The 22,574-nt window shown below is 56.3% G+C and carries 20 protein-coding genes; 12 read left to right on the top strand and 8 right to left on the bottom strand.

Annotated features, from left to right (window positions below):
* Positions 1–14 precede the first annotated feature (14 nt).
* The 5 genes from astE to BGP77_RS07770 form a co-directional block, all read right to left on the bottom strand.
* The gene (astE, locus tag BGP77_RS07790; protein WP_199224214.1) at positions 15–1,019 is read right to left on the bottom strand and encodes a succinylglutamate desuccinylase; all 1,005 of its coding nucleotides are present in this window, start codon (positions 1,017–1,019) and stop codon (positions 15–17) included.
* Positions 1,020–1,069: 50 nt separating this feature from the next.
* A complete protein-coding gene (locus BGP77_RS07785; RefSeq protein ID WP_108164141.1) occupies positions 1,070–1,783 on the bottom strand; it encodes an ABC transporter permease in 714 nt (237 codons plus the stop codon).
* Positions 1,784–1,786: 3 nt separating this feature from the next.
* Entirely contained in the window at positions 1,787–2,494 is a 708-nt protein-coding gene (locus tag BGP77_RS07780; protein ID WP_108164140.1) for an ABC transporter permease, read from the bottom strand.
* Between the two features lie 142 nt (positions 2,495–2,636).
* Positions 2,637–3,395, bottom strand: coding sequence for a transporter substrate-binding domain-containing protein (locus BGP77_RS07775; protein WP_108164139.1), 759 nt, complete (start codon positions 3,393–3,395; stop codon positions 2,637–2,639).
* Positions 3,396–3,551: 156 nt separating this feature from the next.
* Positions 3,552–4,325 carry an ABC transporter ATP-binding protein gene (locus tag BGP77_RS07770; protein WP_108164138.1) on the bottom strand — a complete coding sequence of 258 codons (774 nt, stop codon included), beginning with the start codon at positions 4,323–4,325 and terminating at the stop codon, positions 3,552–3,554.
* 576 nt (positions 4,326–4,901) lie between these two features.
* Between BGP77_RS07770 and BGP77_RS07765 the strand changes: the two genes are divergently transcribed.
* The 5 genes from BGP77_RS07765 to BGP77_RS07745 all read left to right on the top strand — a co-directional run bounded on the left by BGP77_RS07765 (position 4,902) and on the right by BGP77_RS07745 (position 10,528).
* A complete protein-coding gene (locus BGP77_RS07765) occupies positions 4,902–6,533 on the top strand; it encodes an ABC transporter substrate-binding protein (protein WP_108164137.1) in 1,632 nt (543 codons plus the stop codon).
* Positions 6,534–6,610: 77 nt separating this feature from the next.
* Entirely contained in the window at positions 6,611–7,621 is a 1,011-nt protein-coding gene (locus BGP77_RS07760; RefSeq protein WP_108164136.1) for an ABC transporter permease subunit, read from the top strand.
* Positions 7,622–7,631: 10 nt separating this feature from the next.
* Entirely contained in the window at positions 7,632–8,516 is an 885-nt protein-coding gene (dppC, locus tag BGP77_RS07755) for a dipeptide ABC transporter permease DppC (protein ID WP_108164135.1), read from the top strand.
* A gap of 9 nt (positions 8,517–8,525) precedes the next feature.
* Positions 8,526–9,521 (top strand): dipeptide ABC transporter ATP-binding protein, encoded by a 996-nt coding sequence (gene dppD, locus BGP77_RS07750; RefSeq protein WP_233252322.1) that lies wholly within the window; start codon positions 8,526–8,528, stop codon positions 9,519–9,521.
* Positions 9,518–10,528, top strand: coding sequence for a peptide ABC transporter ATP-binding protein (locus BGP77_RS07745; protein ID WP_108164134.1), 1,011 nt, complete (start codon positions 9,518–9,520; stop codon positions 10,526–10,528). Before dppD ends, BGP77_RS07745 begins: the two co-directional genes overlap by 4 nt.
* Before the next feature lie 85 nt (positions 10,529–10,613).
* On the opposite strand, the gene BGP77_RS07740 is transcribed toward BGP77_RS07745, so the two are convergent.
* Both BGP77_RS07740 and mrcB read right to left on the bottom strand, forming a co-directional pair.
* The gene (locus BGP77_RS07740) at positions 10,614–11,102 is read right to left on the bottom strand and encodes a tetratricopeptide repeat protein (protein WP_108164133.1); all 489 of its coding nucleotides are present in this window, start codon (positions 11,100–11,102) and stop codon (positions 10,614–10,616) included.
* The gene (mrcB, locus tag BGP77_RS07735) at positions 11,081–13,333 is read right to left on the bottom strand and encodes a penicillin-binding protein 1B (protein WP_158269310.1); all 2,253 of its coding nucleotides are present in this window, start codon (positions 13,331–13,333) and stop codon (positions 11,081–11,083) included. Before mrcB ends, BGP77_RS07740 begins: the two co-directional genes overlap by 22 nt.
* 117 nt (positions 13,334–13,450) lie before the next feature.
* Between mrcB and BGP77_RS18055 the strand changes: the two genes are divergently transcribed.
* Genes BGP77_RS18055 through BGP77_RS07705 form a run of 7 tightly spaced genes read left to right on the top strand, consistent with a single transcriptional unit; the run spans position 13,451 to position 19,991 of the window.
* On the top strand, positions 13,451–13,702 hold the full coding sequence (locus BGP77_RS18055; protein ID WP_158269309.1) for a hypothetical protein: 252 nt from the start codon (positions 13,451–13,453) through the stop codon (positions 13,700–13,702).
* Positions 13,703–13,722: 20 nt separating this feature from the next.
* A complete protein-coding gene (locus BGP77_RS07730; RefSeq protein ID WP_108164131.1) occupies positions 13,723–14,544 on the top strand; it encodes an ABC transporter permease in 822 nt (273 codons plus the stop codon).
* Entirely contained in the window at positions 14,541–15,260 is a 720-nt protein-coding gene (locus tag BGP77_RS07725; RefSeq protein WP_199224213.1) for an ABC transporter ATP-binding protein, read from the top strand. Before BGP77_RS07730 ends, BGP77_RS07725 begins: the two co-directional genes overlap by 4 nt.
* Positions 15,257–16,996 carry a glycosyltransferase family 2 protein gene (locus BGP77_RS07720; protein WP_108164129.1) on the top strand — a complete coding sequence of 580 codons (1,740 nt, stop codon included), beginning with the start codon at positions 15,257–15,259 and terminating at the stop codon, positions 16,994–16,996. Before BGP77_RS07725 ends, BGP77_RS07720 begins: the two co-directional genes overlap by 4 nt.
* 14 nt (positions 16,997–17,010) lie before the next feature.
* On the top strand, positions 17,011–18,153 hold the full coding sequence (gene glf, locus BGP77_RS07715; RefSeq protein ID WP_108164128.1) for a UDP-galactopyranose mutase: 1,143 nt from the start codon (positions 17,011–17,013) through the stop codon (positions 18,151–18,153).
* Positions 18,150–19,067 (top strand): glycosyltransferase, encoded by a 918-nt coding sequence (locus BGP77_RS07710; RefSeq protein WP_108164127.1) that lies wholly within the window; start codon positions 18,150–18,152, stop codon positions 19,065–19,067. The genes glf and BGP77_RS07710 overlap by 4 nt, the downstream gene beginning before the upstream one ends.
* Positions 19,068–19,070: 3 nt before the next feature.
* Positions 19,071–19,991, top strand: a complete 921-nt coding sequence (locus BGP77_RS07705; protein WP_108164126.1) for a glycosyltransferase — start codon at positions 19,071–19,073, stop codon at positions 19,989–19,991.
* Here the strand turns inward: BGP77_RS07705 and BGP77_RS07700 are convergent.
* Positions 19,988–22,309: a DNA polymerase II gene (locus tag BGP77_RS07700; RefSeq protein ID WP_108164125.1), complete on the bottom strand. Its 2,322-nt coding sequence runs from the start codon at positions 22,307–22,309 to the stop codon at positions 19,988–19,990. The genes BGP77_RS07705 and BGP77_RS07700 overlap by 4 nt on opposite strands.
* Between the last annotated feature and the right edge of the window lie 265 nt (positions 22,310–22,574).

The raw sequence follows: 22,574 nt of genomic DNA, 5'->3' as shown, positions 1-22,574 counted from the left end.
CGTTTAAGTCCGGCCTAAGACAGCACCCGCAACATCAAACCCGCGCGTTGGCCGACCGGGACCTTGGGGTTCGGAAATACAATGCTTTCGGGTTGTTCACCCACGCGGTATTCGCGTTCACCGTCGCGCCAGATCAGGGTACCCGGTTCGTATTCGGTGAAGTTCAACGCATCGTCGGGCACATAGAATTCCCACTGATCGCTGGTCACTTCAATGCTGTGGCACACCTCGAATTGCGTGACCGGTTGTTTGGGTTCGGCAGGCAAGGGTTCTCCGGCAATCAGTTCACGCAAGGCGTAGTCGATGCCGTTGTAGCGTTTTAAATCGTTCTCGCCAAAGGGCTTCACTTGCCCCAGCTCCAGCGTGAAACTTTCGGCACCGTATTTCAGCGATGAAAACGATGAGAACGTATTGCCCTCTTCGTTTTGCAGCAGCACGGTATCAATGTCCGATCGCGCCAAAAATGCTTGCTGGTTTTTCGGTAAGGCGCGACCGGGTACGAATGGATAAACTGCAAACCGTTCGCGCTGACTGCCACGAATGGCAGTGTGCAAATCGTAGTGGTACCGCCGGGTGACGGTGACTGGTTCGCTGGCGTAAAAGTTGGCGACAAAGGCTTCGAGTTTGGCCGCGCGTTTTACTTCTTTTAAAGCGGTGTCGTAGTTCTGCCAATCGCCAGCAAACAGCCGGTTCATGTTCACGTCGGTAAAGCGTTTGGCCGCTTGCATGGCCCAGGGGTTACCGAGAATAAATAACACCCGCTGACCGACTTTCTGCTCTTCTTCGAGCACGTCGCGCACGATGTCGCGGATGATTTCAATCGGCGCGGTTTCGTTGCCGTGAACGCCGCAGGAAATCACCAGTGAGGTATCGCAGGCGGTGTTGGGTTCAACGCGCAACACGCCGCTGTCGAGCAGCGCCACTTCGGTACCGGCGCTGAGTATTTCAAAACTGGCGTTGACCTCGGCATCGGCCGTTGCCAGACAATGTTCCAGAAAATTTTCGTAGGCACCGAACACAATGAACCTCGATTAAAAAAGGCCGCGATGCGGCCTGTTTGTCGTTACCTTCAGCGCGGCCGTAAATGACCGAGCATGCGTTTTTCCAACTGCTTGAAAATATAGAAGATGGTAAACGTCAGGCACAGATAAATCAGCGCAGCAAAGATGTACGCCTGGAAAGGAGCGTAAAAGCGCGCGTAAATATCGCGCGCAGCGCCGGTTAAATCGATGATGGTCACCGTCGAGGCAATGGCGCTGGAGTGCAGCATAAACACCACCTCATTACTGTAAGCCGGAATGGCGCGCCGGAAAGCACTGGGCAATACAATGCGCCGCATGCGTTTAGCCGCACTCATGCCGTACGCTTTGGCCGCTTCAATTTCACCGCGTGGTGTAGCCTCAATGGCACCGCGGAAAATTTCGGTGGTGTAAGCGGCAGTGTTGAGCGTGAAAGCAATCAAACACGGATAAAAAGCGCGTTCGAAAATCACCCAGAAAACCGATTCCTGAATGCCGTCAATTAAGGTGACGCCGTAGTAAATCATGTACAGCTGGATCAGCAGTGGCGTACCGCGAAAAACGTAGGTAAAACACCAGACCGGCCAGTTGATCCAGGGTTTTTTCGAGGTGCGCATGATGGCCAGCGGCACCGCCAGCACCAAGCCCAGCACCAGCGATAAGAACACCAGTTGAACGGTATTCACCAAACCATCCCAGTAATGCGCCAGGGTGGTGGGATTAAAAATATCGTTGTTTTCGAGCAGTGCGAGAATGGCATCCATCGATCAACCCTCCATCACGCCGACGCTGTAGCGCCGCTTGAGTTGACGAAAGACCCATTCCGATACCGTGGTCAACGCTAAATACACCAGCGCCACCGGTACGAAAAAGATGAAGGGTTCGCGGACCGTTTTGGCCGCTTCGGTGGCCAGGTTCACCATGTCGGCCAGACCGATGACGCTGACCAGCGCCGTGGTTTTCAGCAGCACCTGCCAGTTGTTACCGAGACCGGGTAACGCGTGACGCATCATCTGCGGAAACATGATGCGGTTAAACACCTGCCAGCCGGTCATACCATAGGCTTTGCCCGCTTCAATCTGACCGTTTTCCACGGCCATAAATGCGCCGCGAAACGTTTCGCTCATGTAGGCCCCGAAAATAAAACCGATGGTGGCGACACCGGCGACGAACGGATTGACCTGGAAGAAAATATCGATGGCGCCATCACTGGTGTTGTAGAGCCAATCGGTGACGGCGTTAATGCCAATCTGACCGCCGAAATAAATCAGCATCATCAATACCAGATCGGGCACGCCGCGAATTAACGTGGTGTAGAGTGTCGACAACCACCGCAGTGGTCGCTTGGAAGAGAGTTTGCCACTGGCGCCCAACAGCCCCAGTAAGACGGCGATCAGTAACGACAGAAACGCCAGTTGAATGGTCAGAATGGCGCCGTTAAAAATCGACGGGCCATAGCCGTGTAGGTCTAGCATAGTGTGTGCTCTGTGAGGTCAATGTCGGGGCTTAATTGTTTTAGTTTCAGGCCCGATGAATTGCGAGTCGGCTTGCGTTTGGCCATTGCCAAACGTAAACCGGCTAAAGGGCCCGAAACCGGGCCCTTGCACCGCATCAAGATCAGATCTTGATGTTGGATTCGAAATATTTCTCCATGATGGCGTCGTAAGTACCATCATTTTTAAATTTCTCCAGCGCTTCGCTCACCGCTTCTTCCAGCGCAGAATCACGCTTACGGAATGCAGCGCCAACGCCTTCGCCGAGAATGCTGACCGGCTCGGAGATGTCGTCGCTGACCTGAACAACGTCATCGCTGGTTTCGATCAGACCCAGACCGGCCAGAGCGTCGATGAACATGGCATCCAGACGACCGCCTTCCAGATCGACCAGAATGTCGTCAGCAGTGGTGTAGCGAACGATTTCAGCGTCGCCGTGCAGTTCGGTCAGATAGGTGTCCTGAATGGTGGCGCGCTGTACACCGATGCGAGTGCCTTCGGTGCTTTCATGATCGAAGTCACTGCCTTCAACTGCGAAGAATGCAGACGGCGTTGTGTAGTACGGATCGGAGAACAGAACGCGCTCAGCACGCTCAGGGTTGATCGACATAGAAGAGAAGATCATGTCGTATTTACGCGCCAGCAGACCCGGGATGATGCCATCCCATGCTTGCACAACCCACTCGCAATCCTGACCGGTGATTTCGTTGCACACGGCGTTGCCCAGTTCAATTTCGAAACCGGTCAGTTCACCGCTGGGATCACGGAATTCGAACGGAGGATAAGGCACATCCACGCCCACACGAATTACGTCGTAATCTTCTGCGCTTACGGTTGTGCTCAGGGCCAGCAACGCGGCCACTGTCATCAGTGCTTTTTTCATTCTCTTTGACTCCAGTTGTTATCATTCGGTCAGTGGTACCTGACCTTCATCGTTAAAACAAAGCGCCTTGTGGGCGCTTGCGCTCTCTCGGTTTACTGCTTTTAGTTGCCCGCTCTAAGAACGAGCTTCGCCCTCCGATTGCTGAGCTTAGATGGCTCAGTAACTCGGTGAAATAAACTGTTTAAAGCGTTCGGATTTGGGGTTGTTGAAGACGTCCTGCGGGTTGCCTTCTTCTTCGATGCGCCCCTGATGCAAAAACATCACCTTGTTCGAGACGTCGCGGGCAAAGGCCATTTCGTGAGTCACCACCACCATGGTACGGCCTTCTTCGGCCAAGCCGCGCATCACCTTCAGAACTTCACCGACCAGTTCCGGGTCGAGCGCTGAGGTGGGTTCGTCGAACAACATCACTTCCGGGTTCATCGCCAGCGCACGAGCAATGGCGGCGCGTTGCTGCTGGCCGCCGGACATGTGTGCCGGGTAATAATCGCGGCGGTCGTACAGACCCACACGATTGAGGTGTTCTTCGGCGCGTTCGGTCGCTTCAGCGCGACTGACGCCCAGCACATGAATCGGCGCTTCAATGATGTTCTGCATCACCGTCATGTGCGACCAGAGGTTAAAGCTCTGAAACACCATCGACAGCTGTGAGCGAATGCGTTCAACCTGACGGATGTCCGCCGGTTCACGCAGGCCGTGCCGATTGGTTTTAAAACGGACGCTGTCACCATGAACGCGCAGTTCGCCGGAAGTGGGAATTTCCAGCATGTTCATGCAGCGAAGGAAGGTACTCTTACCGGAGCCGGACGAGCCGATAACGGAAATCACATCGCCCTTGTCTGCCTCCAGTGAAATGCCTTTGAGGACTTCGACATCACCGAACTGCTTATAAATGTCGGTGGCCAACAGCGGGGCGCTTGCCTGACCCATCTGATTCTCCTGGTCGGTCTCTCCCTGGGTACTGGCAAGGATCACTCACCAGAAGGTCCTTCGAGAGAGGATGGTTTATTGTTCATTTCTGGCGCACCGATAGTGCGCAAAGCCCCAGCGCGATGCAAAACACTCTGGGACCGTCGCTTTTCACCAAAGCGACGCCGTCGGGTGGCGGTGCCCGTTTGCCGAGAGTCCAAGCCGGGCTAAGCAACTCTTAAGCCAGAATCGCGTTTCTAGCATAATTAACAGCGCCGCTCCATTGCTAAGCTACAGACAAGGCACAGCTTTCACTGACAGAATCTTGCCCATCGCCCAAGCGCCTCATTATTGCCGCGAACGCGGGTAATGTCGCCCTCCGCTGGCAGCCGCCCAGTGTTTGCCCTATTGTGAGGCTTGTTTTATTCTCACGCACCAATTTGAACCAGTTATAAGCTTATAAACAACTGAAACCGCCACTTTCTACGGTGGCCCTGTTTTTGCTGTTGGTTTTGGTTCATGGACGCCGTCCTCACCGGGGTCCGACTCGTTCAAAGCCCATCGTGGGCTGTTCATCCATCTAGGAGAGTCATAATAATGAAAAAAGGCATACCCATTCTTGTGGTAGTCATCGCTATTCTGGCCGCCGCAGTTTGGTGGTTCAGCAGCTCTGACGACCAGCAGGTCGCCGAAGCCACCACCTTTGTTTACTGTTCAGAAGCCAGCCCTGAAGGCTTTAACCCGGCGTTCTACACGTCTGGCACCACCTTCGATGCTGCTGGCCGCACCATGTTCAACCGTCTGGTTGAGTTCGAGCGTGGCGGCACCAACGTCGTTCCGGGCCTGGCTGAGAGCTGGGAAATTTCCGACGACGGTCTGACTTACACCTTCCACCTGCGTGAAGGCGTTGAGTTCCACACCAACCACGGTTTCGAGCCGAGCCGCGACTTCAACGCTGAAGACGTGCTGTGGAGCTTCAACCGTCAAATGGACGAAAGCCACCCGTACCATGGTGTATCCAACCAGGATTACTCCTACTTCGGTTACATGGGCATGGCCGATGCCATCGAATCGCTGACCGCTCCGGACGACATGACCGTTGTCTTCGAACTGAGCGCTCCAAACGCGCCGTTCCTGGCTAATCTGGCCATGGACTTCGCCTCCATCGGTTCTGCCGAATACGCCGACGCCATGCTGGAAGCCGGTACGCCGGAACAAGTTGACCAGCTGCCGATCGCAACCGGTCCGTTCATGCTGACCGATTACCAGCAAGACGCCGTTATTCGTTACACCGCTAACCCGACTTACTGGGAAGGCGCTGCGGACATCGATCGTCTGGTGTTCTCCATCACTCCGGACGCCAGCGTGCGTTACGCCAAGCTGCGCTCTGGTGAGTGTCACCACATGGTGTACCCGAACCCGGCCGACATCGCTGAAATGCAGGATGACGAAAACATCAACGTCATGTCCGCACCGGGCCTGAACGTAGGTTACCTGGCGTTCAACACCGAAAAACCGCCGTTCGACAACAAGCTGGTTCGTCAAGCTCTGAACATGGCGACCAACAAAGAGTCCATCCTGGAAGCGGTTTATCAGGGCGCTGGCGAAACCGCCAAGAACCCGATTCCGCCGACCATGTGGTCTTATAACGACGACGTTGTCGACTACGAATACGATCCGGAAGGCGCGCGCGAGTTGCTGGCTGAAGCGGGCTACCCGAACGGCTTCTCCACCGACATCTGGGCGATGCCGGTACAGCGTCCTTACAACCCCAACGCTCGCCGTATGGCGGAGCTGATCCAGTCTGACTGGGCCGCTGTTGGCGTTGACGCTGAAATCGTTTCTTACGAATGGGGTGAATACCTCGACCGCACGTCCGATGGCGACCACCAAACCGCCATGCTGGGCTGGACTGGCGACAATGGTGATCCGGATAACTTCCTGAACACCCTGCTCGGCTGCCAGGCTGCGGCGACCGGTGGCAACATTGCTTTCTGGTGTAACGACGAGTTCAACACGCTGGTGAACGACGCTCTGCGTGTTTCTGATAGCGAACAACGGACTGCGCTGTACGAACAAGCTCAGTTGGTGTTCAAAGAAGAAGCCCCGTGGATCACGGTTGCTCACTCTGTTGTATACGAACCGATGAGCCCGGCTGTTCAGGGTTACAAGATGAGCCCGTTCGGCGTTCATACTTTCTACGGTGTCAGCCTGGCCGAGTCTGAATAAGACCGGCAACAATATAATGACAGACCTTCTCAGGGCGGCAGTTATACTGCCGCCCTTTCTCGTTTCAGGTTAGCCACATGCTGCAATTCTTTTTACGACGCCTGGGGATGGTGATCCCAACCTTTATCGGGGTGTCTTTGTTCGCCTTCGCCCTGATCCACCTGATCCCTGGCGATGTCGTCACCATCATGGGTGGCGAACGCGGTGTTTCTGCCGAAACCCGTGCCGAACTGGAAGCCATGCTCGGCCTTGATAAGCCGCTCTGGCAACAGTACTTCATCTACATTGGCGGTATTCTTCAGGGCGATCTGGGCACGTCCTACGTCACCGGCAAACCGGTGCTGAGTGAATTTATGGCCCGCTTCCCCGCCACGCTGGAACTGACCCTCTGCGCGGGCATCTTTGCCGTCGCCGTCGGTTTGACCTTGGGCATTCTGGCAGCCATCCGTCGCGGCGGCTGGCTCGACCATACGGTGATGACCATTTCTCTGGCTGGCTATTCGATGCCCATCTTCTGGTGGGGTCTGCTGCTGATTTTGCTGTTCTCGGTCACCCTCGGCTGGACGCCGGTATCCGGTCGTATGGACGTGATGTTCTGGGTCGAGGACGTCACCGGCTTTATGTTAATCGACACCCTGCTGTCACCGGCCAAAGGCGCTTTTGCCTCGGCGCTGCAACACCTGCTGCTGCCGGCCATTGTGCTGGGCACCATTCCGATGGCGGTGATTGCCCGAATGACGCGCTCGTCCATGCTCGAAGTGCTCGGTGAAGATTACATCCGCACCGCGCGCGCCAAAGGCCTGAGCAAAGGCCGTATCGTCGCCAAACACGCCTTGCGTAACGCGCTGATTCCGGTGATTACCGTCATGGGTTTGCAAGTGGGCATGCTGCTCTCCGGGGCGATTCTGACCGAGACCATCTTCGCCTGGCCGGGCATCGGCAAATGGCTGATCGAAGCCATTAACCGACGCGATTACCCCGTCGTTCAGGGCGGCCTGCTGTTGATTGCAACGCTGATCATCGTGATCAACCTGCTGGTTGATCTGATGTACGGCGTGGTCAACCCACGCGTTCGCCACAGCAAATAAGGAGCCGGTCATGACACAAACACTTGCTACCAAACCGGTTTCGCCATTGGCCGAATTCTGGTCTTATTTTTCCAGCAACAAAGGCGCCTTGGCTGGCCTGGGCTTTATCGTGGTTATTGTTCTGCTGGCCATTTTTGCCGACTTTGTTGCCCCGCATCACCCACACGAACAGTTCCGTGACTTTATTCTCACACCACCGGCCTGGACCGATGGCGGCACCAGCCAGTTCCTGCTCGGCACCGATGGCGTGGGCCGCGATATTCTGTCGCGCCTGATCCACGGTGCGCGGCTGTCCTTGTTGATTGGTCTGGTCATTGTGACGCTGTCGCTGGCGATGGGCATTTGCCTGGGTCTGGCCGCGGGATTCTTCGGTGGAGCGGTTGACAGTGCAGTGATGCGCGTTGCCGACGTGCTACTGGCCATGCCACCGCTGCTGCTCGCCATTGCTGTGGTCGCCATTTTGGGCCCCAGCATTGTCAACTCCGGTCTGGCGCTGTCGCTGGTGTATCTGCCGCACTATGTGCGCTTAACACGGGCCTCTGTGCTCAGCGAAATCAACAAAGACTATGTGGTGTCGTCCCGCGTGGCGGGTGCGTCTTCGCTGCGTCTGATGTTTATCACCATTCTGCCCAACTGCCTGGCACCTTTGATTGTTCAGGCCACGCTGGGCTTCTCCAATGCCATCCTCGATATGGCCGCATTGGGCTTCCTCGGCCTCGGCGCTCAGCCGCCACTGCCGGAATGGGGTTCGATGCTGGCGACCGCTCGCGAATTTATCCAAAGCGCCTGGTGGGTTGTGACCTTCCCCGGCCTGGTCATTCTGCTGACGGTACTGGCATTTAATTTGATGGGCGACGGCTTGCGAGATGCCCTCGACCCCAAACTCAAACAATAGGAGACCGCAGTGACAGATCACGCAAACCACCTGCTGTCGGTCGATCAGCTCAGCGTCGCCTTCGGCACCGGTAAGAGACCCTTCACCGCGGTCGATCGCATCAGTTATCACGTCGATGCAGGCGAAGTTGTCGGCATTGTCGGTGAATCCGGCTCGGGCAAGAGTGTGTCTTCGTTGGCACTGATGGGCCTGATCGATTTTCCCGGCAAAGTAAGCGCCGAAGGCCTGAGCTTTAAAGGCACTAACCTGCTGACCCTCAGTGAAAAGCAGCGCCGTAAAATCACCGGCGCTGACATTTCGATGATCTTCCAGGACCCGATGACCTCGCTGAACCCGGCGTTCACCGTGGGCAATCAGATTATGGAAGCCATTGAAGTGCATCAGGGCGGCACACCCGCCGAGCGCCGCGACAAAGCCATCGATCTGCTGCGTCAGGTCGGTATTCCGGCACCGGAAAGCCGCATCGATAACTTCCCGCATCAGCTCTCCGGCGGAATGAGCCAGCGCGTGATGATCGCCATGGCCATCGCCTGCGATCCGAAACTGCTGATCGCCGATGAACCGACCACGGCGCTGGATGTGACCATTCAGGCGCAGATCATCGAACTGCTGCTGAAGCTGCAGCGCGAAAAACAGATGGGTCTGATCCTCATCACCCATGACCTGGCGTTGGTGGCTGAAGCCGCCGATCGCGTCGTGGTGATGTACGCCGGTCAGATTGTGGAAACGGGACCGGCCAGCGAAATCTTTAAGGCGCCGCGTCACCCTTACACTCAGGCGTTGATGCGCTCGCTGCCCGAATCAGCCAGCGGCAGTGACCGACTGCAAGCGTTGCCCGGTGTGGTACCCGGCGCTAACGACCGCCCCAGCGGCTGTCTGTTGAACCCGCGTTGCCCCTACGCCACCGAGCGTTGCCGAACTGAAGAACCTGGTTACATCGGCCCCGAAGGTCGCCAGGCCAAGTGCTTCTTCCCATTGGATGATAACGGGAGGCCCGCCGCATGACGGACACCCAAAGCACCCGCCCGATCATGCAAGGGCTGGGTTTGAAACAGCATTACAGCGTTAACCAGGGCATGATGAAGCCCAAGGGCACCGTCAAGGCGCTCGATGGCGTAAACTTCTCGGTTGAAGCCGGTAAAACGCTGGCCGTGGTTGGTGAGTCCGGTTGTGGTAAATCGACGCTGGCGCGTCTGCTGACGATGATCGAAACGCCGACCGAAGGCGCCTTGGAATTCGACGGCCAGGATTTGCTCAAGCTCGATAAAGCCAAACGCAAAGAACTGCGCCAGCGCATTCAGATCATCTTTCAGAACCCGTATGGCTCGCTGAACCCGCGTAAGAAAGTCGGCACCATTCTGGAAGAGCCGCTGGTCATCAACACCAAGCTGAGCAAGGCCGAGCGCAAGGAAAAGGCGATTGCCTTACTGCAGAAAGTCGGCCTGCGCCCGGAACATTACGACCGCTACCCGCACATGTTTTCCGGCGGTCAGCGTCAGCGCATCGCCATTGCGCGCGGGTTGATGATGAACCCGAAAGTGGTGGTGGCTGACGAACCGGTCTCGGCTCTGGATGTGTCGGTGCAGGCGCAGGTGCTGAACCTGATGATGGATTTGCAGGATGAACTGGGCCTGGCCTATGTGTTTATCTCGCACGATCTGTCAGTGGTGGAACACATCGCCGATGAAGTGATGGTGATGTACCTGGGTAAGGTGGTGGAATACGGTTCGACCGAGCAGATTTTCGGCAACCCGCAACACCCTTACACCCGGGCGCTGCTGTCGTCGACGCCGCGCATCGAACCGGAAAAACGCATCGACAAGATTCGTCTGACCGGCGAGTTGCCGTCACCGCTGAATCCGCCGTCAGGCTGTGCCTTCCACGGTCGCTGCCAGTTCGCTAACGAACGCTGCAGCGCAGAAACGCCGGTGCTTACGGAGCAGAGTGACGCCTCGACCGTGGCGTGTTTTGGCGTGGATGAAGGGCGTTTGCCGTATTTGGTGAGCGCTTAACGGGAGACGCTGGACGGGAGACGCCAGTAGCGAAGTGCAAACCCCGTCGCTGCTTTTCAGCGACTTCCGAGGGTGCAAAGCACCCTCACTCACACCGTCCGAACTCGCACGCCTGTGCCCTGGCCTGGCGTGCGCCTTCTACATTTCCCTGTCCTGAACGCGCCTGAGCGACGGCGTACCAGAGCCTGGCGCTGCGTTCTTCATTTCCGGAGTTGACGGTTAAACCGCGCAGGGCAATCTGCTCGGCATCGACAAAACGTCCCTGCCCCAAACGCACCTCGGCGATCTCGGCGTAGAGATCGGCTTCGCGGCTGTCCAGACGCAAGGCGCGCTCCAGCAAGCCAGCGGCCCGATCCCAATTGCCTTCAGCCTGAGCTGCCTGGGCTTGCAGACGCAAGTTATCGACCGGCGATTTGGGCAGAACCGGTGCGCTTGAATCGAGGTCCGGCGTAATCCGTTTTTCCTGCTGAATCATGCGCTCGCTCGGTCCGGGCTGACTGACACACCCGGCCAGCAAAAGCGCCGCACTGACGATCAGCGCAACCGGGCGAATCAGTTGAACAAACGTTCCCATATCGACGGTTTCTCCACTTCGTTGTCGATCAAATCACTGGCTGGCCCGTCGGCGTTGCAACGGCGCTGCGCTTGCGGCTCGGTGCCTTTAATAAACGGCAGCGAGCGAGCGTCGTCACAGCGCGCAGGCACCACCGCGCCCACTGGGTTCACGTGCAGATATTCCACCCGTGCCGGTTGACCACGGCGTTCCTGAATGGGCGCAAGCTCAGCCATCAATTCCGCCCAGATCGGCAAGGCGCCGGATGACCCGGTTAACGCCATGGTGCCGTTGTTGTCACGGCCCACCCAGACCACGGCCTGACGATCGCCACTGTAACCGGCGAACCAGGCGTCGCGGTTGTCATCCGTTGTGCCGGTTTTACCGGCCAGCCACCAGTTCTGCGGCAAACGCCATTGCAGCGACCGGGCCGTGCCGGTGAGGGTGACTTGATGCAAGGCATCCTGCAACAGGAACACCTGTTCCGGATCAAAGCGTTGCTCCACGCTCAAATCAAAACGCTGCAGCACGCCCTGCTGTGGATGCACCACCGCACGAATGGCGTTCAGCGGTGTGTAGAAACCGTTGCCGGAAATGGTCTGATAAAACTGCGCCACCTGATACGGCGACAAACCGTGCGCGCCGAGCATCACCGACGGTACCGGCGGCGGGGTTTCGTCGATGCCCATCCGATCGATCACATCGAACACATTCGCCAACCCGACTTCCATGCCCAATCGCGCGGTCGCCTGGTTGTAACTGTTCGACAAGGCATCGATCAACAACGGTGTGCCGTGACTTTCTTTATCGTAGTTGCGCGGCTGCCAAAGATTACCATCGGCGCCGGAGACCGTGACTTCGGCATCACTGACCGGCGACGCCAAGGTATAACCCTGCTCCAGTGCTGCCAAATACACCGCCGGTTTCATCAACGAACCGACCGGCCGGCGCGAGTCCAGTGCGCGGTTAAAGCCCGCCACTTCCGGACGCCTCCCGCCAAGCATGGCAAGCACATCCCCGGTGGACGGACGCGAGACCAAGGCGGCGGTTTCCAGTGGCTCACCCGGACCCGCGGCGGATTCAATGGCCGGCATCCGCCGCTCAACGGCACGTTCCAGACCCGACTGCGCCAACGGATTTAAGGTGGTAAACACGGTCAGCCCTTCGGCCAGCAAATCGTCTTTGCGATAGCCCTCGGCCAGTTGTCGACGCACTAGATCCATAAACGCGGGAAAGCTGGCCTGGCCCGGTGCCGTGCTGATATCCAGCGGCTGATTAATAGCCTGCTGGTAATCCAATTGTTCGATGATGCCGCTTTCATACCACAGCCGCAGCACCAGGTTGCGACGCGTCAAAGCGCGCTCAGGGTTACGTCTGGGGTTGTAATAAGACGGCCCTTTGATCAGCCCCACCAACATGGCCTGCTGATGCAAATCCAACGCGGGCAGCGGCGTGCCGAAGAAAAACTGCGCGCCCAAACCAAAGCCGTTCACCGAGCGCTGGCCCTGCTGACCGATGTACACCTCGTTCAGATAGGCTTCCAGGATGGTGGCTTTGTCGTAATGCCATTCCATCAACAACGCCATTAAGGCTTCGTTGCCTTTGCGCCACAGGGTCTGGTCCGGCGACAGATAGAGGTTTTTAACCAACTGCTGGGTCAGGGTACTGCCACCTTGCTCAATGGAACCGGAGGTGACATTGGCCCATAAAGCACGGGCAATACCGGTGATGGAAACCCCGTGGTGTTCAAAGAAGTGGCGGTCTTCCACCACAATCAAACCAGCCACCAGCGTCGGCGGCATCACCTGCAATGGCATCAGTAACCGGTCTTCACGATTGCCCGGATACACCTGCCCAATAAAGAGTGGATCGAGCCGCGCCAGCAAGATGGGGTTGTTGCTGATGTCGCGAATGCTTTGCAGCGAATCACCGGCGAAATCCAACACCAAAATGCGCGACGGTTCGACTTCATCCCAGAAATTAAACCCCCGGGTATGAACGCGCAGGGTTTGCCCGCTGCGCTGATAGCGCCCGGGCTGATCGATGCGACCGGCCGTGCGGTAACCCAGCTGTTCGAGCAACACCTGCGCCTGATCCGCACTTAATGGCGCACCGGCATAGAGCTCCTGCGCTTCACTGTAGACGCGCGCGGGTATGGTGAAACGCTGACCTTCAAACCGCTCGCGAACCACGGCGTTGAGATAAAACATCCAGGCAATCAACACCGCCAGACCAATCAAAGTGGCCTGCAACAGTCTCCAGCGCCAGCGACGCCAGCGGCTGTCGGTTGATGGTGACTTGGAAGATGATGGACGACGGGGGGATTTTCGATTCGGCATGGCGCGGCATTATAAGGCCGGGTTTATGACTTGTCTGCGACCTTCATCCAGATGCTGACGTTCCACAACGCCGATCATCCCGACACCGGACCGACGCCACGCCCCGTAGCAATCCTGAACCTTGCCCACCGTTACGTGCCAACACGCCCCGATTTGGTATTTCATATAGATACCTTTGTCTATATTTTTGCGACAAAAGTCACATTTAAGACCACCATTGCTGACAAGACCACAAAATCTGATACCTTATTGCCACCGATTTCCCCACAAGTATCTACATAGTAACCTGCCGAGTAGTAACCTTGTTTTACCCACAGTTGAATTCTCATGTCGCCGGAACGCTGCGCTTTCCGCTGGACGACGTCGTTCATGCCTTACGGCTTTTCCGCATCTGGATGGCGCTGGGCTGGAACGACATCCTGGCACGCTACCGTCGCTCCGTATTGGGCCCGCTTTGGCTGACCATCAGCATGGCCGTCACCATTGCCGCCATGGGGCCGCTCTACGGCAGCATCTTTAACATCGACCTGGAAAGTTTTCTGCCGCACCTAAGCCTGGGCCTGATCGCCTGGGGATTTATCTCGGCGCAGCTGATCGAGTTCGGCGAGATCTTTCAGCACTCGGCGCATTACTTGCGCAATATGAAGTTGCCGCTGTCGCTGTTTATTCTCAGAGTCCAATACCGGCAGTTGATTATTTTGGCGCACAACCTGGCCATCATTCCGGTGCTGTTTTTAATTCTCGGTCGGCCGGTCAATATGACCCTGCTGCTGGTCATTCCCGGCCTGATTCTGATCACCATCAACTTCTTTTTTATCGGCTTGATCGTCAGCTTTTTCTGCACCCGTTTTCGCGATATGCAGCCGGTATTAACCAGCTTGATGAATCTGTTTTTCTTCGTCACCCCGATTGTGTGGCACCCCGATCAACTGTCGGGACAACGCCGGCTGATCGCCGAACTCAACCCGTTAGCCGTTTATGTCGACCTGATTCGCGCACCGGTGATCGGTCAGGCGCCGCCGGTTAACGAATGGTGTTTTGCTCTGGGCAGCGCAGTGGTGCTGATGGTGATGTCGGTTTATCTGCTCAAGCGCAGCGGCCATCGACTGGTGTACTGGTTATGAAGCAGCACATGAACATCACCCTGCGGCAAGCCCATATTCGCTTTCCCATCTACGAATCCGACGACCGGTCGTTCAAGCGAACGCTGCTCTCGGCGGCGGGGGGTCGCATCCTTAAAGGCGACAAACACCGCGTCGAAATTGAAGCACTCAACAACATCAATCTGATCATTGAGCAAGGCGAAAAAGTCGCTCTGCTCGGCCACAACGGCAGCGGCAAAACCACCTTATTGCGTGTGCTCGCAGGTGTTTATACGCCAGTGTCGGGTGCGGTCGACATCACCGGTCGCGTCACCAGCCTGCTCGATTCCATGCTCGGCATGGACCCGGAATTAACCGGGCTGGAAAACATCCGCATGCGCCTGCTGTTTATGGGCAAAAACAAAACCGAAACGGCGGCCCTGACCGACAGCATCGTCGAATTCAGCGAGCTGGGTGACTTTATCTACATGCCGGTACGCACCTATTCCAGCGGCATGGTATTGCGCCTGGCGTTTGCCATTTCCACCAGCGTCACGCCCGACATCCTGTTAATGGATGAATGGATGAGCGTGGGTGACGAACAGTTTCGCGACAAAGCCGAAGCGCGTCTGAAAAGTTACGTCGATGCCGCCGGCATTCTGGTGATGGCCACCCACGATGAACAGCTGGCCCGACGCTCCTGCAATCGCATCATCCGCATGGTCCATGGCGTTATCGAAGAGGACTGCCGGGTATGATCCGCCTGCAGCATTTTGAATTTAACGTCGAACACATCGACAAGCGGGTACTCTTTGCCAGTGAAACCGTCCGGCCATTTATTCGAGGCAGCGGCGGTCTGAATCTGCCGGCCCAGCAGGACATCCGTCTGAACCAGCTGGCGCATTGTTTTCCCAATCACCACTACGTGCGTTTTACCGATATTGGTGCGGTTCAGTTGCGCCTTTCAAAGGTGATCGGCGAGGGCACGGTTCAGGTGTATTTCGTCGATGGACTGGGCACTAACACCCTGGTGCTGAACTGGGCGATCAGTCGCGGCGACCACCTTATCTCACCCGATATCCCGCTGCGCCATGAAAGCGGTTACTTCTTTGTGCGCATCACCACCGGTCTCACCAGCCTGGAGATCTGCGATCTGGCCTGGGTTGCCGATCAGGTCGCCGAGCCCACCGACAAACTGGTGATCGGCATCACCACCTTCCGGCGTGAACAGTATGTGCTGCCTAATCTGGAAAAACTGACCCGCTGCCCGGAACTGGGCCGTTTAAACCTGGACATCGTAGTGGTCGACAACGGCCGCACCCTGAGCAACAACGATCTGCCGCCCGGTGTGCAGCTGATCAGCCAGGACAACCTCGGTGGCACCGGCGGCTTTATGCGCTCGCTGCACTATGCCAAGCGCATCGAGGCCAGCCGCATTTTATTCATGGATGACGATGTCGAGATTTACCCGGAGTTACTGTATCGCGCCCTGGTTTTTTCCACCCTGACCCGCGACCCGATTGCACTGGGTGTGATGATGATGAGCGCCAGTAAACCCTGGATGGTTTGGGAACAAGGTGGCACTCCAGACTACAGCTGGGTGTACCGCATTTACCCACACAACAGCGGACTGAACGCGCGCAAAACCAAGTCTTTGCACAAGTTGAATCGAGTTCATCCCGTGGCCTTTACCGGCTGGTGGGGCACGGTGCTACCCGTGCGAGAAACGCCCTACGTGCCGAACATGTTCATCAAGAGCGATGACATTCTGGTCGGCAGGATGCTCGACCATCAAGGCATTCCATCAGTGACATTGCCGAACGCTTTTTTATGGCACGAAGATTTCGACAAAAAACCCTTCAGCTGGCAGTTCATCTACGAAATCCGTAACGCCTGCTACATGCGCTTTCTCAGTAAAGAGAAAACGCACGCCCTGCCCATGCTGGCATCGATGGCGCGCTTATTCGTGAAGTATTTAATGCTCGGTGACCACTACCGTTCATCGATTATTGTCTGGGGGTTGCAGGAAGTCTCTCGGCTGAATGACGACTACTTTCTCGATGCCCGGCGCCTGGCCGATCTGCATCAACGAGCAATAACACACTTTCCCATGCAGGACGTGTCCAACCTGCTGTCCAACCATCGGGACGTCGGTCGGCGGCGCGGATTGTTTGACAAGCTACTCGTTGTCGCCAGCGGGTTTAGCTACCTGCCGTTGCTGCGTCGTCGCAACCTGGCTGACGGCAAACCCTTCCCTGTAGCCATGACCGATTCAGCCCTCGCCGGAGCGGGCCGCTTCCGCAACCTGTTGTTTTTTGATCCCAGTACATTCAAGGGCTACCGAAGCGAGCGTCGACTGTCGGTGCTGTGCCAACAAAGCCTGATGTTTTTGGGGGCTTCACTGCGGTTTCTCTGGCGCTTCCGTCAGCTGCAAAAACTCAAACTGAACGTACCCAATGGTTATTGGGACGCGCTCTTTACGCCCGATCACTGAGTGGCATCGAAACGATGAAACAGTTTTTATTAGTTGGCGCAGGTTTTTCCAATGCGGTCATCGGTCGGCAACTGGCCGAGGCTGGGCATCGCATTCGCATCATTGAACGGCGTGACCACCTGGCCGGGAATTGCCACACCGAGCGCGACCAACAAACCGGTGTCATGGTGCATCAATATGGCCCGCACATTTTTCACACCGATGACCAACGCACCTGGGACTATGTGAATCGCTTTGCGAAATTCAAACCCTATGTGAACCGGGTTAAAGCCGTCAGCGGTGGGCAGGTTTATTCATTACCGATCAACCTGCACACCATCAACCAGTTTTTTGGTCGCACCTTCAATCCCGAACAAGGGCGTCAGTTTATCGCCCAGCAAGGTGACCCATCCATCGAGCATCCGGAAAATTTCGAGCAACAGGCACTGAAATTTATAGGCGCGGATTTATACCAGGCGTTTTTTTACGGCTACACCAAAAAACAGTGGGGCTGTGAACCTCGTGAACTACCGGCCAGCATTCTGAAGCGTCTGCCGGTTCGCTTTAATTACGACGACAACTATTTCAATCATCGCTACCAAGGTATGCCCGCAGAGGGCTACACCCAACTGGTCGCTAACCTGGTCGACCACCCCAACATTGAGGTGCACCTTAACACCGCTTATGAACCGGCTATGGCAGAAACGGTGGACCATATTTTCTGGTCGGGCCCGCTCGATGCCTGGTTCAACCATCGACTGGGTCGTCTGGGTTACCGCACCTTGGATTTCGAACGCATCACGGCCAAAGGCGATTATCAGGGCAATGCGGTGGTGAATTATTGCGATCCGGAATTTCCTTACACGCGCATCACTGAACACAAACATTTCAGTCCCTGGGAACAGCACGAAGATACGGTTTGCTACCAGGAATACAGCCGCGAATGTGGGCCGGAAGACGTGCCTTATTATCCCAAACGATTGGCTGCCGACAAACAACGGCTCGATGACTATGTTCAGGCAGCGCAAACAGAAACCCAGGTGACCTTTGTTGGCCGCCTGGGAACTTACCGTTATCTCGACATGGATGTGACCGTCCGCGAAGCGCTGGAAGTGTCGGATCAGGTTATTGATGCGCTTAACAATCACCAGTCACTGCGAGCGTTTTATCACCAATGAGCTTACGCATCTGTGCCGTCGTAGTGACGTTTAACCGTCAGCAAGCGCTGTTACATTGCTTGCACCACTTGCGCCAGCAAAGCCGGCCGGTCGATCGCATCATCATCGTCGACAACGCCAGCACCGACGGCACACAACAGGCGCTGCAACAGGCCGGTTGGCTGGATGACGACAACACCCACTACATTAAGTTGTTCAACAACACCGGTGGCGCGGGCGGTTTTTATCGCGGTATTCAGGCGGCGATGTCACAACCGGTCGATGCCATCTGGTTAATGGACGACGATGGCTACGCACCCGAACACTGCCTGGAACAACTGCTTGAGCAGTACCAGCACTTCGATTTTTACGGCCCGCTGGTGGTAAACGAAGCCGAGCAACTGAGTTTCCCGATTCGGCTTAAAGGTGAGCATCAGCCGCTGCGTCATCGCAAAGATGCCTTAGAACGCGCCAGCGATGGCGTACTTCACGACGTGCTCATTCCCTTTAACGGCGTATTAATTAAGGGCCCATTAGTGCAGCAAATCGGATTGCCCCGTCCGGAGTTTTTTATCTGGGGCGATGACATCGAATACCGGTTAAGGGCACAAGCCGCGGGTGCTCGTATTGGCACGCTCAGCGAGGTGAATTTTTATCACCCCTATCAAGGCGGCATTGGTCAAACCATGCTGTTTGGTCGGTTGCACTTTAACGATGGCCGCAGCCGACTCAAAATATATTGCCAAAGCCGCAATGGTTTCGCCAATGCGCGCCGCTATTTCGGCTGGCGTGCGGCGCTGGCCTTTGTTGTTAAACAGCTCTGGTTTTACAGCCTGACTCGCCCGAATCCTAAACATCTGACGTTGGTACTGCGCGGTTTGTTCGACAGCTGGCGCGGCAACTTCTCCCGACACACTCACTATATTGGACGTTAACCCGTGACTGACGTAGCCGTTGTTCTTGTCACTTTTAATCGCCTGTCGTTGTTGCAGGAAACCCTGGAAGCTCTGGCGCAACAGACGCGTCGCGTTGACGAGGTTTATGTGGTTAACAACGCCAGCACCGATGGCACCACCGAATTTCTCGACCACTACACCGGCCCGCTGAACCTGCACCATCTGTCGATGATTGATAACTCGGGTGGGGCCGGTGGTTTTTCAATTGGCGTGGAAGCGGCTTACCGCGATGGCGTCGATTGCTTATGGTTAATGGATGATGACGTTGTTCCCAAAGCCGATTGCCTGGCTCAGTTGTTGGCACAAAACGACCCGGTCATGGTCTGCTTGCGCGAAGACCGTGATGGCAAGCTGGTTGAACGCGCCAGTCTGACGTACGACTTAGAGCGCTGGTGGGTTGGGAATCCAAGACGCGACAGCATTGAAGATTTGTACCCGGACTCCGATTCCGTGCCCGCTGGTCTGTCACTGGCCATCGCAACCTTTGAAGGTTTGTTTATTCACCGCGACGTCGTCAAAGCCATTGGTTGGCCCGATCCGAAATACTTTATTTTTCTCGACGATGTCGACTACAGCCTGCGCATTCGACAGGCCGGCTTTTCCATCCGGCTGGCGAACAAAGCCATCTTGCGACGCCAACTCGATATGGTCGATGTCACCGAATTGAGTTGGAAAAGCCGTTACATCTACCGCAATTTTTTCTACGTGCACTTTGCCTATGGCAATAACTGGGCGGTGCGCGCAAAACCCTTTCTGCTGGTGTTGGCAGCAACCTTGGTCAAACCTTTTACCATGAGCGGCCACAAAGAATTACCGATTATCTGGCGCGCCTTGTCAGAGGCTTACAAGATGCACAGCCGACCCAAACCGCGTCACATTCAGGCGTCGTACTGCAACGACTAAAACAGACTCAGCTGTTCATCAACCAGTTCGGAAAACCCGGTTCCGACAAAATGCAAAATGCCGTCGGCAATGGGTTCGAGCTGGCGTTCAATGTAATGTTGATAGTCGATCGGCGAACGAATAAACGGTTCCGGTTCAACACCGTTGAGAGTCATCTGATAACGTACCTCACGACCGTGCCAGCTGGGTTGCTCGGCACGTCGTTTCAACGCGGCCTGAACGTGTGGTGGTTTTTGTTTTTCGTAGCTGTCCAGTGAACGCCGCAAACGACGTCGATAGGTTAAGCGATGATCCCGTTCTCCGGCCTTAAGCGCCGCCACTTCCTCGCGCACAAAGGCCCGGTAATCCTGATTCAAAAACACGCGCCGATAGAGCTCTTCCTGGAACTGTTTAGCCAGCGGCGTCCAATCGGAACGCACCGCTTCTAATCCTTTAAACACCAGTTTTTGTTCGCCGTTGTGTTCAATCAAACCGGCGTAGCGTTTTTTGGAACCCGTATCGAGGCCGCGAATGGTCGGCATCAAAAAGCGCCGATAATGCGTTTCGAATTCCATTTCCAAATGGCAGTCGAGCTGGAATTCCTCACGCAATTGTTCCTGCCACCAGTGGTTAAGATCGCTCGCCAATTCACGGCCGAGCGCTTCCGGGTCGTTGTGTCCGGCGGCCCAGACAAAGACCGAATCGGTATCGCCGTAAATAACGCTGTAGCCACGCGCTTCAATAAAGTCACGGCTGCGGTTAAGAATCCAGTGGCCACGCCGGGTGATGGAACTGGCCAGGCGCGGATCAAAAAACCGACACAACGGGCTGCCAAGTACGCCGTAAAAAGAGTTCATTAAAATCTTGATCGCCTGAGACATCGACGCGTTGTTCGCTGCTTTGGCGACATCGCGAGCGGCCCAAAGGTGGTCAATGATGCCGGGCAATAAATGGTCGGTGCGGTGATACCGCGCGTCCAAAAAACCGGGCACGGTGTCGGCTTCGTCACTGTCGAGGCCGCGATGCAAGCCGAGCGGGTCGATCAAAAAGGTACGAATGATGCTGGGATACAGGCTTTTAAAATCGAGCACCAGCACGTCATCGTACAAGCCGGGGCGGCTGTCCATCACAAAGCCACCGGGGCTGGCGTCGGTCAGTGATTGTTCACCCACCGATGGCGCGACGCGACCAGCGCGATGCAGCCGGGGTAAATAGACGTGACTGAAGGCGGCGGCGCTGCCACCAATTTTGTCCAGCGTCAGGCCGGTTAAATCGGCGCGCTCGATTAAGAAATGCCACAGCCCGGCGGTGTCGAAAATGTCGAGCACCAGTTGGGCGTCTTCGCGGTTGTAGGTGTACAGATCGAGCGGTGCGTCGCGATACAGGCGTTCAATTTCACCGACGCGATCGTCGCTGTCTTCAATGGCTTTGCCTCGTCCGAGCAGGCTTTGCGCCACGAATTCCAGCGAGAAACTGTCCAGGTACCAGGCCGCCGATCGCATGGTTCCCGGACCATCGACCACCTGCCGGCCTTCCACTTCAATGCGCTGGCGGTTGCCGCCGGTGGAATACCAATGCACGGGTGTTTGCCCACGGCCGAGCGTCATGTCGATGCCCAGACGATCGGCGTGCTGTTGCAACACGCTGAGGTCGAAATCAACCACGCTCCAGCCCACCAATACATCCGGATCGTAGCGCTGCACCCAGTCGATAAAGGCGCGCAAGCAATCGGCTTCACTGGCGACCCAGTGGTAATCCTCCGGCAACGATTCGGGTTTTTGCTGACCGCGATCGACCACCCAGACGGCGCTGGCATCTTTGGCGACCACCGCGATGCTGTATAGATCGGGACAGCGGCCGGGTACGAACCAGGCGGTTTCGATGTCCAGCGAGACCACCGATAGTGCCGGCTGATAGTGCGCCGGTCGGGCACGATCGCCGCGTCGTTCCAGACCAGCGGTGATCAGGCGTTCCATCAAAAAACGGTCGGCCGGTTGAATGTCGTCTTCCCAGACTCTTAATTGCTGATCGCGACCGCGACGCACCCAGCGACGTTGTTCAGCAAAGGTAGTGCTGTAGGCGGCCCGCACCGGCTGACCGTCCAGCGAAGACAACTTACCGGCCTCGCCCAAACGAACCGACATCGCCAGTTGCGTCCAGACTCGCTGCCAGGCATCAAGTTCGGCCTCGGGTACAAAACAGACCGACTCAACGCCATCCAGCGTCCAGCATTCGACGCCCGCCTCGGACTTCAACCAGTAGCGCAGCTGCAGCGCCTGGCCAACTTCACTCCAGTGGCGGCTTAACACAAAGGCGGTGGTGGATTCAGCGACAGACATCGGCTCGTTCAATTAATAACTCAGCGCACATTGTATCGGTTTTAACGGGTCACAGCGGACGGATGCGATGGATTTGTAGGAAATCTCTTACAAAGGTTGTCTGTAAAATCGGCTGTCGCAGCAACACCGCTGCACCGATACTGGCCTCAGGTTCAGGACGAACCGTGAGCGCCGGACGCGCTCTCTACAGGACGTGATACCACTTATACCCGGTTATCTGGACAACCGACGGAACACTCAGTGGGCAGCTGAGCCGGCCACGGTA

The organism is Saccharospirillum sp. MSK14-1 (assembly GCF_003054965.1).
Lineage (GTDB): Bacteria > Pseudomonadota > Gammaproteobacteria > Pseudomonadales > Natronospirillaceae > Saccharospirillum.
Note: the sequence above shows the minus strand (reverse complement) of the source record. Positions and strands in the feature narration are given on the sequence as shown.